The sequence below is a fragment of the Scytonema sp. HK-05 genome (assembly GCF_963872035.1).
Classification (GTDB): Bacteria; Cyanobacteriota; Cyanobacteriia; order Cyanobacteriales; family Nostocaceae; genus Kalymmatonema.
On the sequence record NZ_CAWMYC010000147.1, the window covers coordinates 51,489 to 68,327 of the forward strand.

A 16,839-nucleotide genomic window follows, 5' to 3' on the forward strand; every position below is an offset into this window, starting at 1 on the left:
ATACCAGGGGAAAAATAACTATTACCATTTCACAAAATGTTTACCAGAGAAGAGCCTTTATGGCTCCCCTGCATGAAGCAGGGGTTGGATTGTCTTCAAATGTTACAGCAACAAATGACGTGGTATAATCTTAGCCAACATTTGCGAGTAACAACTCTGGTTTCTCCGACTTACCAACTCTGACTTGACCGTCATCGTCAACATCTACAACGGCTGTGTCGCCTTCTCCGATTTGACCAGAGAGCATCGCCTCAGCTAAAGAATCTTCCAAGAGACGGACAATTGCTCGACGTAACGGTCTAGCACCGTAGCTGGGGTTGTAGCCTTCTTGCAACACACGGTCTTTGAAGCGATCGCTCACTTCCAGGCTGATTCCCTTCTCAGTCAAGCGGCTTGTGACTTCGCGCAGCATGATCTCAGCAATTTGCTTGACTTCATCTTTCTTAAGCTGAGTAAAGACGATAATCTCATCAAGACGATTGAGGAATTCTGGACGGAAGAAACCTTTGAGTTCCTCGTTCACCAGTGTTTTAATGCGGTTGTAACTAGCCTCAGCTTCATCTTCAGCGAACTGGAAGCCCAAACCACCGCCACCTTTCTCAATCACCTTAGAACCGATGTTGGAAGTCATGATAATCAGGGTGTTCTTGAAGTCCACTGTCCGACCTTTAGCATCGGTGAGGCGACCGTCTTCCAAAATCTGCAGCAGCATATTGAACACATCGGGGTGTGCTTTTTCGATTTCGTCGAACAGCACTACTGTGTAGGGTTTGCGCCGCACGGCTTCGGTTAACTGTCCGCCTTCGTCGTATCCGACGTAACCAGGAGGCGAACCAATGAGTTTGGAGACGGTGTGGCGTTCCATGAATTCGGACATATCCAGGCGAATCATCGCTTCTTCGGAACCGAAGAAGTAGGAAGCCAATGCTTTCGTCAATTCTGTCTTACCGACTCCTGTAGGACCAGAGAAGATAAAGCTTGCAATCGGTCGATTCGGATTCTTTAACCCAACTCTGGCGCGACGGATAGCTTTGGAAACTGCCGTAACTGCTTGCTCTTGACCGATAAGACGCTGGTGCAGTGTGTCTTCTAAGTGCAGCAGCAACTCTGATTCGGATTCAGTGATCTTGTTCACTGGGACGCCAGTCCATGAAGCCACAATCTGAGCAATGTCTTCCTCATCAACGATGGGGCTATTGACAGATTTCTCAGTTTGTGAATCACGCACTTGAGTTTCGAGTTCCAACTCCTTGTCACGCAGTTGTCCAGCTTTGTCAAAGTCCTGAGTTCTGACAGCTTGGTCTTTTTCCTTTGTCACTAGCGCCAATTCGCGCTTGAGTTCGCGATCAGCTGACTTCATAGAATTCCGCAGACGAACGCGGCTTCCCGCTTCATCAATCAAGTCGATCGCTTTATCGGGTAAGAAGCGATCGCTGATGTAGCGGTCTGACAACTGAGCTGCAGCAACCAGAGCTGCATCAGATATTTGAACTTTGTGGTGTTGCTCGTAAGCAGAGCGCAAACCGTATAATATTTCGATAGTTTCCTCAACCGATGGTTCGCCTACCATAATCGGTTGGAAACGACGCTCTAGAGCGGCATCGCGTTCGATATGCTTACGGTACTCATCTAGGGTCGTTGCGCCAATGCACTGGAGTTCGCCTCTTGCAAGGGCTGGCTTGAGGATGTTAGCTGCATCCATGCCACCTTCTGTGCCGCCTGCACCAATCAAAGTGTGAACTTCATCTATCACCAGGATGATATTACCCGCCGTGCGGATTTCATCCATGACTTTCTTAATGCGTTCTTCAAAATCGCCACGGAAGCGAGTCCCAGCCACCAGTGATCCCATGTCAAGGCTGATGACTTCCTTGTCTTGTAAAATCTCGGGGACATTTTGGTTAATAATCCGTTGAGCTAGACCTTCGGCGATCGCTGTTTTACCAACTCCTGGTTCCCCAATCAACACGGGGTTATTCTTAGTACGGCGACCAAGAATCTGGATGGCACGCTCAATTTCCTTCTCACGACCGACAACTGGGTCGATCTTGCCTTCTTTTGCTAGCTTAGTAAGATTTCTACCAAATTCCTCTAAACTGAGAGTTTGGGTGCGCCTTTGATTGCCACCGCGACCTGTGGAAACAGATGTCGCTTCACCTAACTGACGAATCACTGCGGTGCGGACTTGCGACAACTCAAGCCCCAAATTTTGCAGGACTTTAGCGGCGACGCCTTCACCAGCCTCAGTCAATCCCAAGAGTAAGTGTTCAGTACCTATATGGTTATGTCCCAGGCTGCGAGCTTCTTTAAACGCTTGCTCGAAGAGGCTTTTCACCTTGGGGGTAAAAGGAATTTCCGGGGGTACAAAGCCAGAACCCCGACCAATAATTCTTTCTACTTCGCGACGTGCGTCTTTGAGAGTAACGCCCAAGTCGGTCAGCACTTTGGCAGCAATCCCTGTTCCTTCTCCAATCAACCCCAGGAGAATTTGCTCTGTTCCGACGAAGTTGTGTCCCAGGCGACGCGCTTCCTCCTGGGCGAGCATAATGACTTTAATTGCTTCGGATGTGAAGTGTTCAAACATATCGGGTTCTTGCTCCCTTGCTGCTTGGGCTTTGGGTGATTTCAGCTGTGCTAAGGTCTGAGTTTTGAATTCTGAGTCATTTCCGATTATGGTGAAATTTTACTGCTCACTCAACACTCATTGCTTAGCACCGTTTGGTGACTCACCCTCACCTTAACATTTGTGTACTTTCTTAATGACAATGTATCTTTATTCAAAATTGAGTGACAGTGGTGAGAGCCGTAAGAGTTGAGGTGTGTTTGCCGTCAGTCGAGACACAGAGCTATAAAGACGGGTGTTTGATGAGTAGTAAGTTCTTGGTGGTTAGTGATACTTTTTTGACAACCCTAAGATGTACAGACGCGGTGAATGAAAGCGTCTCTAACAATTCCCCATCTAAAATCCAAATCAGAAAAATAAAATTATATGAGCAAAGCAAATAAAGACCAACAGCATCCACTGTACAATCGCGATCGCCCTATCGTTGAGAATTTACTAATTGGTGAGGCGACTGATCATAATTTAGCAGAACTCGCTAGATTGCGAATCCGCTACCAAGGCTTTCCTGGTGCAAGAGACATCCAAAGCGACTTGGATAAAGTCCTACAGCAGTGGGGTCTTAGCGAACAAGAACTTTTTGAGAAAACGCGCTCCTTACACAATCTTGGAGGCATTTACAAAAGCCGGGGCAAAAAAGAAGAAGAAGATTGGAATTAGTCAACGGTCAAAAGTCACAAATCATTCCCCTCATCCCCCTACTTCCCCTGCTCCTGCTGCTGGCGATGCTCCCTCAATTGCCTCAAGAGGTTTTCTTGAGATGAGGAAGGTCTCACTTGGCTGGTGGTAGGTTGAGGAGGCTGTTTGCCAGCACTGTTAACAGCAGTGTTTGAAATATTAAATCTTAACGGATCTTGATTGCTGCTTTGGGTGGGAGAGGTAAAGATAATGGTGGTCGGTTGAAACGTTTTGTCAGCACTCTTAACAGCAGTGTTTGAGGTATTAAATCTTAACGAATCTTGATTGCTGCTTTCTGGGGGAGAAGTAAAGGTAATGGTGGTAGGTTGAAACATGTTGTCGGCACTCTTAGCAGCAGTGGGTGAGAGATTAAACTTTATCTGCTGTTGATTTGTATTCGCTGGGGAAATTGCAGCATTGTGGTTGGAAATGACAGCTTTGACTGAATCTAGAGAATCTGCAACTTGCACTTGCTGCTGCATCTGCTGTGTAGAGGACACTAAGCTACTCAAACCATTTACCAATTGCCGTAGATTTTGCCGAAAAGCGGGATCTCCGGTCAACTCATCCAAATCAGATGTAATTTTTTGGGTGTTTTCAAATGTCACGCGAGCAGAATCTAAAGTTTGTTGCAGTACCAACACGTTATTAGGATTGTTCAGGCTATTAGTCACCTCGCGCAAATTCGTAGAAGCCTGTGCAGCATTAGCACTCAGAGTTTCTAAATTTTTGATTAATTCTCCTTGGGTAACGCGATTGACAACAGGTGATAAGCTGCTAACTGTCTGGCGCAGTTGGTTGCTAGTTTCAGTGATATTGTTTAATGTCGTAACCAGCGAAGAACGGTTGCTTGTCACCAAAGTATCGAGGTTGTTAAGCAGCTTATTAACTTGACCGGTAGTTGAACGAATTTCTCTAGCGGTAGCACCGAATTGCTCTGCGGTATTACCGAATCGATTTGCTGTGGTACCAATTTGATTTAAGGTTCTTGTGGAGGATGTAGTGAGTTGAGTTGTCGCTCGTTGTACTGTATTGGTCGTCGCGGCAAAGTTGTTGAGCTGTTGTTGTAAGCTTTTGCTTGTAAGATTGAGGTTGCGGCTTAATTCAGCGACAGTTGCTGCAGCTACAGCAGTATTTTCCACAGCTTTATTGACGTTTTTATAAAACTCTGGGCTAGAGTATACATCAGCTAGCTCTGTCGTCGCGCGAATAAGTTCATCGGTACTAATACCAATCTGACCTTTTAACCGAGAGCCATTACAGACGATAATTTGGGGGTTGCAATTTTTGTCCAAGGGTTTAGCAATAGCAACCCCAGACGCTAGCTGCGTTTTTGGTGTGATATCAATAACGCTTTCGCTAATGAGTCCCGACTGATTAGCCTCAACTGTGACATTACTGGGAATGATCAGGTCGGATTTGGTAATATCAATTTCCACCTCAATGTTGTTTGGTCCTGGTCGAATAGCAGAAATAGTGCCTACCTTGACGCCACGATACCGAACCACTGCTCCTTTTTGCATGCCGCCAGCGTTGTCAAATTCAACAATAGCTTTGTATGAACTACGAGCAGCAGTGAATCTATTCAACCACAAAATAATTAACCCAAACACTCCCAGTCCTAGCAGGAGCAACAACCCGACAGAACCTTCTCGAAATGTTCGCGATCGCATTTTATTTCTCCTATCAACAATTAGTCCTGAGTTGCAAGTGCTGAGTATGTTTACAATACCTATTCTCACTCAGCATTCAGCATTCAATAACGCCACTTGCACGCCACTTGCGGGACTCGGGGGCTTTGGAGTCCCCACGGAGGAGCCAGCGGGTGTGGTGAGCATAAGCTCCAGGAGGGGAACCACTGCCTTGGGCGCTGAGCCGGTGTTGTTGTCAGTGGCGTTTTCCCTCGTGCCGGCTTAAGGCAGGGTGCGGGCTAGGGTTGGGGGGAAAACCCGAACGTTCCAAGAACAGCGACGGGAAAACGGCAGTTCCTCTTGAGGAAAACCCCTTTTGAGCGTACTGGCGGGAGCAACGCAGTGGCTGCTTAGCACTGATTAACCAACAACATGAATCGGTCCAGATACACTTCCACTAATAAATTGTCTAATCAAAGGATGGTCTGTAGTATCTATTTCACTGACACTACCCTGCCATTGCACTTTACCTTGGTAGAGAAATACCACCTGGTCAGCCGTGCGACGAATGGTACTGTGTTGGTGAGTCACAATGGCGTAGGTACTACAAACTCCTTGTGTACATTGCAATTGCCGGATTAAATCTTCTATCACCGTAGAAGCGATGGGATCAAGCCCGGCTGTTGGTTCATCGTACAGTAAAACTTCTGGAGTGTCTCTGGGGTTATCGGGGTTAGACATAATCGCACGGGCAAAGCTAACCCGTTTTCGCATCCCCCCGGAAAGTTCCGCCGGGTAGCGATCGCCTATTCCTGATAACCCTACCATCTCCAGTTTTTCATTCACCAGTTCTCGAATACGAGATCGCCGTAGTTTTGAGTATTGATAAAGTGAAAACCCCACATTCTCCTCCACCGTCAAAGAATCAAATAACGCCGCCTGCTGGAACACCATGCCAATCCCAACCAAATCTCTAGCATCTTCAATCAACCCCTCTCGCCGCACTCCTTGGACATAAATTTCTCCAGAATCAGGAGCAATTAACCCAGCGATTACCCGTAAAATTGTTGATTTACCTGTACCACTAGGACCGATGATTCCTAGTGCTTCTCCTCGGTAAATCGTCAAATCCACGTTATCTAAAACCTTATTGCTATCAAAGGATATAGAAACGCCTTTCAGTTCAATCAACGGTTCAGTCATTGGTCATTAGTCATGAGTCACGCTTTCATTAGTCATGAGTTATGAGTCATTATTCAACAGGCATTTGACAAAGGACGAACAACAAAGGACAAATAACAAATAATAAAGGACAAATGACAAAAATGCGCTCTTGTGATGTCATTGTTATCGGTAGTGGTATCGGCGGGTTAACTGCTGCTGCATTACTTGCTCGTTACGGTAAGCGGGTGATTGTTTGTGAAAGCCATACAATACCTGGAGGAGCTGCTCATAGCTTCAGACGACGGGGATTTGAATTTGATTCTGGTCCCTCATTCTATTGTGGTCTGACAAGTGCCGAAAGTTTGAATCCTCTCAAACAAGTTTTTGATGTTTTGGGCGAATCCTTAGAAGCCGTACCTTACGACCCCTTTGGACATTACCATTTTCCCGAAACCACCTTCGGTGTTTATGGCAATGCTGAGCGTTACCGTCAGGAAATAGCGAAAATTACCCCCCAAGGTGCTAAGGAATTCAAACGGTTTGAAGAGCGTTTGTTACCACTGTACGACGCCATGAAAGGAATTCCTACCTTGGCTTTGCGGGCAGATTGGCAGGTGATTCCTGTATTAGTTGGACGTTATTTGCCATCTTTGTTAAAGATGCTACCTCATTTGCCCCTAGTTCAGGCATCTGTGGGTAATGTGATGGATGCAACAGTACAAGACCCTTGGGTTAGGCGGCTGATCGACTTGGAATGCTTTCTGCTGTCTGGTTTAAAGGCGCATGGCACTATTGCGCCAGAGGTAGCATTTATGTTAGGTGAACGCTCTCGTACCTCTGTTGAGTATCCTGTAGGCGGCAGTGGGGCTATTGTGAAGGCTTTGGTGCGTGGGTTGGAACGTTGGGGCGGTCAGTTGCTCCTAGGATGCCATGTCGAGCAAATTCTGGTAGAGACGCGCCATGGCGCGTCTTTACATCGTCATGGCGCGTCTCCACGTAAGGTGGTTGGTGTTCAGTTGACAAACGGTGAAATCCTCAACGCGGCCATTGTCATTTCTAATGCCAGTATCTGGGACACTTACACCAAATTATTACATCCCGATGATTTACCCTCATCCTACCGCAAAGCTGCTTTGGATACACCTATTGTTGATAGCTTTATGCATTTACATTTAGGTATCCGTGCCGAGGGCTTGGAAAATCTCACAGGACATCACGTCGTAGTTCACGACGCTAGCAAGGATATTACAGTAGCAGGAAATACTTGCATGATATCGATTCCTAGTGTGTGGGATGCAACACTTGCCCCAGAGGGACATCATGTGGTTCACGCCTACACCTTAGAACCATACGCGGGATGGGAACGGAACACCGAGTATGAACAGAAAAAGCGCGAGAAAGCGCAAAGTTTATATCGTGCCCTAGAGCGGATTATCCCAGATATCAGAGAGCGTGTTGTGTTGGAACTGATCGGCACACCCTTAACTCATGCCTATTATCTACGAAGGTACCGGGGAAGTTATGGTCCGGCTATTGAGGCGGGTAAGGGGATGTTTCCGGGATGTCACACGCCGATACGGGGTTTGTATCGCGTGGGTGATAGCACTACACCAGGAATAGGTGTACCTGCGGTAGCAGCGTCTGGCATTTTGTGCGCGAATACACTCTTATAGCTGACAAATTGCTTTGAGAACTTGTAGCAACAGGATTGAACGCTGTCTTTCCATCAAATTTAATTCTGGCATCACGTGATAAGTTGGAGAATGTCCCTGCTGGATATTCACAAACTGATAACTTCTGCCATTGGTTGTCAAACCCCAAACTGATTCTTGATGCTCTAAACTTTTATAAGCGTATGTCAGCAGTTGAGGCAATCCTGTTGATACATCAATCTGAGTATTTTTAGACTCAATCAACAATACCCAAAAAAATGTATTAACTTTTGTATATTTAGCTTTGGTAACAGCTAAGATATCAAACTTGCCTTTAATTTTTGTATCTTCATCTTCAATTTCAATATCAGCTATGTCCTCTTCTAGGACAATCTCTATAGGGTAGCGGTAAAAGCCAGCCAACCTCATCAAAGGAGCAAGTACAAGAAACTTTACTTGCCCTTTGGAAACTTTAGCTGCTGTAAGGTAGCGCCGAAAGTCATCCCGAATTTGCACAAGTTCCTGCTGTTCCTCTTCTGTTATAGGTTCTAATGATAACAGTGGAATGAATGAGTCGCTGTAATGTTCTTGAAAGCCTAAAAGACGCTGAACGTCTTCTAGAGATAAATTGCGGGCGTTAAGAATTCTCATCTAAAAACTTCCCGCGAGTGTGGAAACCTTGTGGCTTTAGCCCAAGGAGGAAACACGACACGGACACCATTTTCTGCCGTTACCATACCGCCTTGGAGGTACTCAATTCCGTGTAGTTTTGCAATCTACTTTCGTTCGGGCAGTTACGAACTGAAATTTTTCCCTCTGTACGCATACGGTTTTTGCTCAAATGAGCCTTCCCTTGCGGGAGTAATGTTAGCCAAGAAGAATGTTATTGGTCGGTACTATCCAGACAGCACTGTCTTACCCCTCGTAAAACTGTTTAACCATCCGGTTCTAGAGCTACAGACTGGCTTTGTATCCATAGGTAGGACTTTAACCTTGCCAATAACGTAGTTCAGTTAAGAACTTAAGCGGGTCAGCTAACTAAAATTTGGGGCATGAAGCCCCGTCACTTTAGTGCGGGGTGCTGACAGTTGTATTTTGTCTGCTTTTAAAACTTATTTTCTTACAAATTCCATACAAAAGTACTTCCTCCGCAAAGGCTTTCTTTGCGTGAGATGACTTAGATATTGCGCTACTCACCCAAAAACACTGTTTGGGCTAAAAGTCGTATGAGATAACCATTTTTTGTTAACTTATTCGCTTAAAAGAAACTGGGTTTTTGGTTAGACTTGCTGCTAAAGTCATAAAAAGATATTTAGAACCACAGATACACACAGATGAACACTAGTTATTTATCTATGTGCATCTGTGTACCCTCCGGGAAGTCGCCTCCGGCGTCTACATCTGTGGTTTCATTTTCATTCTTATTGACTTTTGCAGGAGACTTTTTGTTGAAATCAACTAACACCAAGTCTGCACAACCCGACCTGTTAATTGCTGTCCCAACCAAAATGTATTGCTAGAAAGTGTATACAGATTTTGCTTATCGACTTTCCAGGTTTGCTGGGGATCAAATAAAGCCAGTTCCGCTTTTTGATCGGGTGCAAGCGTACTCGTTTTCTGTTGTAAACATTTGGCTGGATTCATACTCAGAGCTTTCCACAATTCCAAAGCTGTGAATTCTCCGGTTTCTACCAAATGCTGCCACAAAAGGGGTAATGCTAGCTCGTAACCAATTGCTCCTGGTGGTGCTTCGGCAAAGGCAACGGTTTTTTCTTCGTAGGTGTAAGGTGTGTGGTCTATGGCTATAGCATCTATCACACCCGTCCGTACTGCCTGCCGTAACGCTACCAAGTCACTGGGATTGCCTAGGGGCGGATTCAGTTTTAGGCTAGTATTATAACTTTTTACTGCTTGCGTGTCAAGTAAAAGATGCATCCAAGAGGTACTGGCAGTAATAGGTACACCTCTGGCTTTGGCTGATGCAATTAATTCGACACTACGAGCAGTGGAGACACGCATGATGTGTACTGGCGTACTGGTGGCGGTGACTAATTCCAACAAAGCGGCGATCGCAGAAGTTTCCGCGCTAGCAGGTATAAAAGGCAAGCCTAAACGAATCGCATCTGGACCTTCGCGCATTACCCCATTTCCGATCAATTCGCGATCGCAACACCAAAATGCGACTGGTTTGCTCAAAGGCTGGAGATATTCCAACACCCGACGTACCAGCCCAAAATTTTCCCAAGGTTGACCGTCGGTAAAGCCAACGACCCCAACTGCTGCCAAGTCTACTAATTCTGTCATTTGCTTGCCAGCAACATCTAGGCTAATTGCACCCCAGACGTACAAAGAAGGAAGAGGTAAGAAAGAAGATGGAAGAATTTCTTCTTTCTTCTTTCTTTTTTCTTCATTTTTTAAGCTTACTACCACAGCGGGGTTATCGATGGCTGGGGACGTATCCGGTAAGATACTGATTCGTGTAAAGCCACCAGCAGCACCAGCTTGTAAGAGGGACAAGAGGGTTTCGCGTTCTTCAAACCCTGGTTCCCCGGAGTGGCTGTACAAATCCACCAACCCTGGTCCCAGAACTAAGCCATGACAATCTCTAATATGAGTGTCATTGGGTACATCAGAAATATGATTAGCAACAGACCTGATATAGCCATCATCAATTAGCACATCAGTGATTTGGTCAGTTCCAGAAACAGGGTCGATAACCCTTACTTGTTGCAGCAGTTCACTTGTCATTTTAGCTACCGACTATCAGCTATCAGCTATCAGCTATCAGCTTTTTAACTTTTATATGTTCTTAACTGTGCGTTTGTGTACTTTCAGCTTAGAATCAACTATCGGCTAAAGGCTGACAGCTAATTGTTAGACACTACAACGCCCCGGCGGCTGTCTTATCCAATACGCCTCCACCGAGGTGAGTCGTGATATTCATTGCTTGTAGTACTGGGAAACCACTTAGCCCCAATGGGTAATCGATCACACTAACTGCGCCATTCCCCTGACGGAAATTCCAAAACTGTTCTGATGATAAACCCAGAACGTGACAAAGCAGGGTTTTGTTAGTAGCGTCATGAGCAACGACTAATCCGGTTTTGAGTTGCTTTGCCAATGCAGCTTGGACAATTGATTGCCATGCTGCAACACTACGTTCCCACACTTGCTGCAAATTTTCTCCTTCTGGCATTTGGACTTGTGCCGGTACTGTTCGCCACCGATGCAACTCTCCTGGAAATTCCTGCTCTATTTCTTTTTCTAATTTTCCTTCCCAAAGTCCGTGACTAATTTCCCTTAAACCATCCTGCAATTCCAAATTTACACCAGTATGGTACTGCAAGATAACTTCTGCTGTTTCTTTGGGACGCAGCATCGTGCTACTGACGGCAAAATCAATTCCCACCTCTTTAAGAAATTGAGCGGCTTTTTGCGCTTGCTGTCTGCCATTGTCGTTGAGGGGAACATCAATTTGCCCTTGAAATCTGGTTTGGCGGTTCCACTCAGTTTCTCCGTGACGCACCAGCAACAATCTTACACCGTTGTGATTTGGGCGCAAGGAAGGCAGAATTTCTCCCAAATGTTGCGTCTGATTGAGAGATTCTAGTTGGACTGGTTCTTCTAATCCCCCAGAAAAATTGAGTACGCTAACGTTACAGTTAGATTGTTGGATCGAATGGTAGCGTTGTGGAGGAATTCCCAGCGCCGTGCTCAAAAGAGCCCGATTGATACCGTTATGCCCCACGATAAGTATAGTTTCGCCTTTATGGCGAGATAAAACTTCTTGCCAAAATTGCCGCGCTTGTTCGTACAACGCTAGAACAGGAAAATGTTCTGTTGTTTGCTCACCATCTTTGACAGACATCCGCAGCAGCTGGGGGCTTTCCTGCCAAGTGCGGTAGTCTTCAGGAAACTTCTCCTTTACTTCGGCAGTAAGCATTCCCTGCCATAAAGGCAGGTCAATTTCCAGCAACTTATCAGAAGTTTGGGGAACAGCAGATTGCTCAGTATGAGTTGCCAGTTCATGATAGATGGTATCTGCTGTATCTTTAGCGCGTTGCAGAGGGCTGCTGTATATTGCCTTAAATAAGATATTACTGAGGGCTTTGCCTACTTTACTAGAATCACTACGACCTTTTTCAGTTAACGTGGACGCATCGGAACGTCCTTGTATGCGCTTTTCGGTGTTATAGCTGCTTTGACCGTGGCGCACGATAATTACACGAGTCACGTTTTGCCCTCCTGTATCTAAAGGTCTAATTCTACTGCAAAGCGTAGGCAGATTTATCTGTTGACAAAAGTACCTAAGTAAAAGGGCGTATTAAATGGGCTCGTATCAGTCTAAACAAGGCACTAGTACACGACGGCGGAAATAAAGCTACCCTTCGGGTATGCCTAGTGGGTACGGCCACGGCTATCGCCTGTACCGTGCGTCCTCCGGAGGAGGCACGGCACGCCTGACGGCGAACAGCAGTCGCCTGCTGTCGGGAAACCCTCCAAAGGGCGCTGCTTCACCATTCACTCATAGCGCGAAAAGCCCACATAATCAGCCTTTTGACTTTTGACTTTTGAATGCATGACTTCCGCCTTGCGGTACTAGTCGGTGTATTAATCCCAAAACGAACAACCCTCCAGGTTTATGGGCGTTGCAGCCCTAAAATCTGGAGGGAATTTGAGTTTTTGGCATTTTTAGGCTAATTTTAGGAAAACTTTTGGTTAAAACTGAGTGAAAGTGAATTATTGCTACCTTCTTGTATTTCTATCTAAGTTATCTAAGTCAATCTGCACCTGCACGCCGTCATTACTGTAAAATGAATCCTCTCCTTGTGGGAAAATCACATTATTTGGAGTTGTGATTGGTTCTCTGCGACGTAATTCGACTTGATCGCCAAGTTGCCAAGCATCAGCTGGAGAAATGTTTTCTCCAACATTTTGCTGTGAAACATTATTTGGAGAATTTCTTTCTGCAAAAAATCTTGCAAAATCATCCTCAGCTGTTCTATTATTTATCCCAGTTAAAGAATTTCCTCGAATTGTGTAATCCTTACTATTTGAGTTTGGTGCAACTGAAGACTGTGCGTTAACGTTGCTTCCTATTCCAAGGATGGCTGCCGCTATAGCCAAAGCAGCGAATACTTTATAGTTCATTGTTTTTCCCCAAAACTCTGCGTTATTTTTTTGGTCGGTATTATACAATAAAGCTTTTTGATTTCTAGTGTAAAATGTGCTAGACAAAAAAAACGTATTGAAGTATACGCTTTCTCAAGTTGAAAGCAGTATTAGCTCAATTTGTTGTCTCCTATCAAGAAAACTTTACTAGCCACTCTTAATTTAGTAAATATTTCTAAATTTTTCCTCTAATTTGAGAATTATGCCTTTAAGCATACTTGTTTTCAAAGTAGGTTAGTTTGAGGCTTGCCTTCGGCAGTCTTGCTTGCCCAATTTCCCCAAGGGCGCTAAGAGTGCGTTGGCACGCAGTACCCGCGGCCGGCGCGATCGCGCTCTTAGCGCCCCGAAGGTGCATCGCCTCGTACCTATTGCTCAAATATAGAAAGGAACCATTTGACATCGAAATACAATGCCCTTTAATACCCAACTGCTACCTCGCATCAATGGCAAATCTTTGCGGGAAAATGGTAAACAATACTACGTAGACGCTCAAGGAAATCGCTTGCCGAGTGTCACGACAATACTGAACGCCACCAAACCACAAGAGGAACGTGATAGGTTATTAAACTGGAAAGCGCGTGTTGGAACAGAAGAAGCTACGAGAATTACAACAGGTGCGAGTCGTCGGGGAACACAAACCCACAAACAAATTGAACGTTTTCTACTTGGCGAAAACCCTGTTTGTCCGGAAGGCAGTGTTGCTTATTGGGAAAGTATCAAACCTGTTTTAGAAGAAATTGATACAGTGAAACTTGTAGAAGGCTCAGTTTTTCACTACAACATGAGCTATTCCGGCAAAGTAGATTGTGTCGCTAGTTATCAAGGAATTCCCTGTATTTGCGAGTGGAAAACCGCAGACAAACCTAAAGGTTCAATTGAGAGATTATACGAACATCCACTACAATTAACAGCTTACATAGGAGCAGTTAACGAGTGTTATCGAGAATATAATATTGAAGTGAATCATGCACTATTGGTTGTAGCGATACCGGACAGAGAAGCTGAGGTATTTTGGTTTGAACCAGAAGTGATGAAAGAATATTGGAAACAGTGGCAAGAACGAGTTGCCCAGTATTGGCGAAGCAGAAAAGGTTGGGGCTGGTAACGCAGGGAATTCGACCTGAAGATGCTCTTAAAAAATGAGGCGGAGCCTCCCTAACTCGTTTAACTCGTTCCCAGGCTCAGCCTGGGAACAAGAAGTTGGATGCACTAATCCTTAAAATCTAGAGGTCTTCTAGACTGAGGGAAGATAAAGTGCTTTTTTTACAAAGAATTGGTATGACTACTGTGTTCTATGTTCTTTGTTCATCTTAAATTATGGCTCTACACATTGACTACACAACGAAATCCAATATGACACGTTGAGGTATCTATTGTTTCTGGATGACGTGCCGCTGGTCGATAACGTTGGCAGTAGTTGGGCGCACACAGGAAGGAACCACCCTTAAGTACCTTTCTAGGTATTTGGGACGGTATATTTGGGTCAAAACTCTCTTCTTGTGTTCCGCCTCTGGGGTTGACTGGAATACAGCAAGATTTTGTCTTGTTTTCCGGGTGAGAGTCTCGATACCAATCAGTTGTCCACTCCCAAACGTTGCCTATCATCTCGTACAGACCATACCCATTAGGAGGATACGAGCCTACAGGTTCTGCCCCAGGAAAGCGCTGCTTTAAGTTTTGCCAGGGGAACTCGCCTTCCCAAGTGTTAGCCATCCGCTTGGCTTTGGGAGCAAATTCATTCCCCCAAGTGTAGACAGCACCTTCCAGCCCACCGCGAGCAGCAAATTCCCATTGTGCCTCTGTCGGCAGCAATTTGCCTGCCCAAGCTGCATAAGCAAGAGCATCTTCATAGGCAATATGCACGACAGGATAATTCTCTCGCCCCTTGATAGAACTTCCAGGTCCTGCTGGATGTCGCCAGTTAGCACCAGGCACATAGACCCACCAGCTACAAGTTTCTAAATTCACTCGATGTTTGGGCTGCTGAAAGACGGCTGAACCTGGTACGAGCAGTTCCGGTATAGCTCCAGGATAATCTTCCGGCTTTGGTGGACGTTCCGCCACTGTCACGTAGCCAGTTGCTTTCACAAAACGTTGGAATTGCTTGTTCGTGACAGCGTAGCGATCCATCCAAAAGCCATCGACACGGACGAGATGAGCGGGACCTTCTTCTGGGTAATGGTCGTCAGACCCCATCATAAAAGTGCCGCCAGGTATCCAGACCATATCTCTATCAGGTACTTTACCAGGACGCTTGGCAGCGATTTGCCTGTCAGATTTACTGGATGATACCTCTTGGCGTACTGTACGTTCTTGCATGAATGGCTTTTCCTTAAGCTGGGTAAGGCAGTACTTGCCCATTCCATTCCTCAAAGCGATCGCGCAACTGCTGGAACACCTTGGGATATGCGTCTTTGAGGTCAGTTTCTTCGCCTTCGTCATTGGCAAGATTAAACAGATATTCGTTCTCTCCTTGCCGCAAGTACTTCCAATCCCCACTACGAACAGCAGCTTGAAGCTGTCCTGAAGCACGCCCACTGACATTAGATTTGTAGCGCCAGAACAGTGTGCGAGGGTAAACAGGTTTTTTGCCCACAAGAACTGGAAGCAAATTCTGACCGTCAAGTGGATAGTTTGGATCAGGTTTAGTACCTGTTGCTGCCAAAATTGTTGCTGTCAAGTCCAGAGTGATAATGGCTTGGTTGTTGACTTGCTCTGGTTTAATCACTCCAGGCCAGCGGATAAAAGTGGGGACTCGCAAACCACCTTCATACAAACTGCTTTTTCTACCTTGAAAAGGTCCAATATCAGAGTATCTCTCACCACCGTTGTCGCTGGCAAAAATGACGATGGTATTATCAGCTTGCCCAGAGTCTTTCAAAGCTTGCAAGACTTTACCAACTCCGTCATCTAGGCTCTTCAGTATTGCAGCATAGGTTTCTTTTGACCCTCCGGCAGTGAAAGGATTTGAATTGTAGAAAGTTTTACTTAACTCTTCATCTTCTGGTCCTTCCCAAGGCCAGTGGGGTGCATTGTAATGAAGGCTGAGATAAAATGGCTTGTTGCGGGGTCTTTTGATGAATTCAACAGCACGCTCAGTGTACAAGTCTGTGGCATAGCCTGGTATTTCCACTGGCTCTTCACCTTCATAGAAGTCAAGTTTGCCACTTCCATCCTTATGGGTAAAGTAGTCGATCGCTCCACTATAATTCCCAAAGAATTCGTCAAAGCCACTCTTGAGTGGACCGTAGTTGGGAAGAAAGCCAGTGTGCCATTTACCAACCAGCGCTGTCTCATAACCATTGCCTTTCAAAAGAGAAGCGATCGTTGGCTGTTCCGGCGGTAATCCTATAGTCTCGCCCCCAGCTAGGGGTTCCTGAAGACCAACTGGCAATCTTGCTGGATAACGACCTGTAAAGAAGCCAATCCGTGTTGGCGTGCAAACAGTTTGCGCTGCATAGGCATTGGTGAATCGGGTTCCTTCCCTTGCCAACTGGTCTAAATTGGGCGTTTGATAGGTGTTTCCATAAATACTGATATCGCCCCAGCCCAAATCATCCGTCAAAATGAACAGCACATTCGGACGCTTTTGTCTAGCAGCAACAGCAGAAAAAACGCTCGAACCTCCCAATGTCAAAACTGTACTGGCAATTGCAGTCCCCACAAACTGGCGACGACTAATTGCTTGCAGTTTGCGTTTATTCATGCATCTGACTCCTCACTTACTGTCTTGATCGCGTTGGTTATAGGCATCCAAGTCTGAGTGATGAAACTTCCGACTAGTTGGACACTTTTGACGGATTGGCTAAAAATTGATTAATGCGATATCTCTGTCATTGAATACGGTAAATCGGTAAACTTACAGTATTTATTTGGCAAATGAAGACATAATTGCACATATAGGATGCATGAAGCAAGTCTT

13 protein-coding genes are annotated in these 16,839 nt (G+C 45.6%); 4 read left to right on the forward strand and 9 right to left on the reverse strand.

The genetic code is table 11. The features are described from left to right. Positions 1 to 130: 130 nt before the first annotated feature. Complete coding sequence (locus tag AACT52_RS33585; RefSeq protein WP_073628135.1) at positions 131 to 2,584, reverse strand: ATP-dependent Clp protease ATP-binding subunit; 2,454 nt, start codon at positions 2,582 to 2,584, stop codon at positions 131 to 133. Between the two features lie 405 nt (positions 2,585 to 2,989). Here AACT52_RS33585 and AACT52_RS33590 point away from each other — a divergent pair, with 405 nt between their 5' ends. Beyond that, entirely contained in the window at positions 2,990 to 3,280 is a 291-nt protein-coding gene (locus AACT52_RS33590) for a DUF3288 family protein (protein ID WP_073628137.1), read from the forward strand. A gap of 38 nt (positions 3,281 to 3,318) precedes the next feature. Here AACT52_RS33590 and AACT52_RS33595 read toward each other — a convergent pair whose 3' ends face one another. Beyond that, complete coding sequence (locus AACT52_RS33595; protein WP_073628139.1) at positions 3,319 to 4,971, reverse strand: MlaD family protein; 1,653 nt, start codon at positions 4,969 to 4,971, stop codon at positions 3,319 to 3,321. A gap of 378 nt (positions 4,972 to 5,349) precedes the next feature. Continuing rightward, positions 5,350 to 6,132, reverse strand: a complete 783-nt coding sequence (locus AACT52_RS33600) for an ABC transporter ATP-binding protein (RefSeq protein ID WP_073628141.1) — start codon at positions 6,130 to 6,132, stop codon at positions 5,350 to 5,352. A 122-nt stretch (positions 6,133 to 6,254) separates the two neighbouring features. On the opposite strand from AACT52_RS33600, the gene AACT52_RS33605 reads away from it, so the two are divergent. Next, positions 6,255 to 7,766 carry a phytoene desaturase family protein gene (locus AACT52_RS33605; RefSeq protein WP_073628327.1) on the forward strand — a complete coding sequence of 504 codons (1,512 nt, stop codon included), beginning with the start codon at positions 6,255 to 6,257 and terminating at the stop codon, positions 7,764 to 7,766. Here AACT52_RS33605 and AACT52_RS33610 read toward each other — a convergent pair. From AACT52_RS33610 to AACT52_RS33620, 3 genes are all read right to left on the reverse strand, one after another. Further along, the gene (locus AACT52_RS33610) at positions 7,761 to 8,396 is read right to left on the reverse strand and encodes a restriction endonuclease subunit R (protein WP_073628143.1); all 636 of its coding nucleotides are present in this window, start codon (positions 8,394 to 8,396) and stop codon (positions 7,761 to 7,763) included. The genes AACT52_RS33605 and AACT52_RS33610 overlap by 6 nt on opposite strands. A gap of 807 nt (positions 8,397 to 9,203) precedes the next feature. After that, positions 9,204 to 10,493, reverse strand: a complete 1,290-nt coding sequence (locus tag AACT52_RS33615; protein WP_073628145.1) for a dihydroorotase — start codon at positions 10,491 to 10,493, stop codon at positions 9,204 to 9,206. A gap of 133 nt (positions 10,494 to 10,626) precedes the next feature. Next, positions 10,627 to 11,979, reverse strand: a complete 1,353-nt coding sequence (locus AACT52_RS33620; RefSeq protein ID WP_073628147.1) for a histidine phosphatase family protein — start codon at positions 11,977 to 11,979, stop codon at positions 10,627 to 10,629. Positions 11,980 to 12,139: 160 nt separating this feature from the next. Here AACT52_RS33620 and AACT52_RS33625 point away from each other — a divergent pair, with 160 nt between their 5' ends. Beyond that, complete coding sequence (locus AACT52_RS33625; RefSeq protein WP_158054526.1) at positions 12,140 to 12,313, forward strand: hypothetical protein; 174 nt, start codon at positions 12,140 to 12,142, stop codon at positions 12,311 to 12,313. A gap of 178 nt (positions 12,314 to 12,491) precedes the next feature. On the opposite strand, the gene AACT52_RS33630 is transcribed toward AACT52_RS33625, so the two are convergent. After that, positions 12,492 to 12,983 carry a hypothetical protein gene (locus AACT52_RS33630; protein ID WP_083630051.1) on the reverse strand — a complete coding sequence of 164 codons (492 nt, stop codon included), beginning with the start codon at positions 12,981 to 12,983 and terminating at the stop codon, positions 12,492 to 12,494. Between the two features lie 343 nt (positions 12,984 to 13,326). On the opposite strand from AACT52_RS33630, the gene AACT52_RS33635 reads away from it, so the two are divergent. Continuing rightward, positions 13,327 to 14,022 carry a PD-(D/E)XK nuclease family protein gene (locus tag AACT52_RS33635; protein WP_073628151.1) on the forward strand — a complete coding sequence of 232 codons (696 nt, stop codon included), beginning with the start codon at positions 13,327 to 13,329 and terminating at the stop codon, positions 14,020 to 14,022. 218 nt (positions 14,023 to 14,240) lie between these two features. Here the strand turns inward: AACT52_RS33635 and AACT52_RS33640 are convergent, their stop codons facing one another. After that, on the reverse strand, positions 14,241 to 15,236 hold the full coding sequence (locus tag AACT52_RS33640) for a formylglycine-generating enzyme family protein (RefSeq protein WP_083630053.1): 996 nt from the start codon (positions 15,234 to 15,236) through the stop codon (positions 14,241 to 14,243). A gap of 13 nt (positions 15,237 to 15,249) precedes the next feature. After that, the gene (locus AACT52_RS33645) at positions 15,250 to 16,623 is read right to left on the reverse strand and encodes a sulfatase (RefSeq protein WP_083630055.1); all 1,374 of its coding nucleotides are present in this window, start codon (positions 16,621 to 16,623) and stop codon (positions 15,250 to 15,252) included. Positions 16,624 to 16,839 lie beyond the last annotated feature (216 nt).

Bases quoted from the DNA above. Each gene is read 5' to 3' on its own strand.
- AACT52_RS33585 (WP_073628135.1), bottom strand. From the start codon at position 2,584: ATGTTTGAACACTTCACATCCGAAGCAATTAAAGTCATTATGCTCGCC.
- AACT52_RS33590 (WP_073628137.1), top strand. From the start codon at position 2,990: ATGAGCAAAGCAAATAAAGACCAACAGCATCCACTGTACAATCGCGAT.
- AACT52_RS33595 (WP_073628139.1), bottom strand. From the start codon at position 4,971: ATGCGATCGCGAACATTTCGAGAAGGTTCTGTCGGGTTGTTGCTCCTG.
- AACT52_RS33600 (WP_073628141.1), bottom strand. From the start codon at position 6,132: ATGACTGAACCGTTGATTGAACTGAAAGGCGTTTCTATATCCTTTGAT.
- AACT52_RS33605 (WP_073628327.1), top strand. From the start codon at position 6,255: ATGCGCTCTTGTGATGTCATTGTTATCGGTAGTGGTATCGGCGGGTTA.
- AACT52_RS33610 (WP_073628143.1), bottom strand. From the start codon at position 8,396: ATGAGAATTCTTAACGCCCGCAATTTATCTCTAGAAGACGTTCAGCGT.
- AACT52_RS33615 (WP_073628145.1), bottom strand. From the start codon at position 10,493: ATGACAAGTGAACTGCTGCAACAAGTAAGGGTTATCGACCCTGTTTCT.
- AACT52_RS33625 (WP_158054526.1), top strand. From the start codon at position 12,140: ATGCCTAGTGGGTACGGCCACGGCTATCGCCTGTACCGTGCGTCCTCC.
- AACT52_RS33635 (WP_073628151.1), top strand. From the start codon at position 13,327: ATGCCCTTTAATACCCAACTGCTACCTCGCATCAATGGCAAATCTTTG.
- AACT52_RS33640 (WP_083630053.1), bottom strand. From the start codon at position 15,236: ATGCAAGAACGTACAGTACGCCAAGAGGTATCATCCAGTAAATCTGAC.
- AACT52_RS33645 (WP_083630055.1), bottom strand. From the start codon at position 16,623: ATGAATAAACGCAAACTGCAAGCAATTAGTCGTCGCCAGTTTGTGGGG.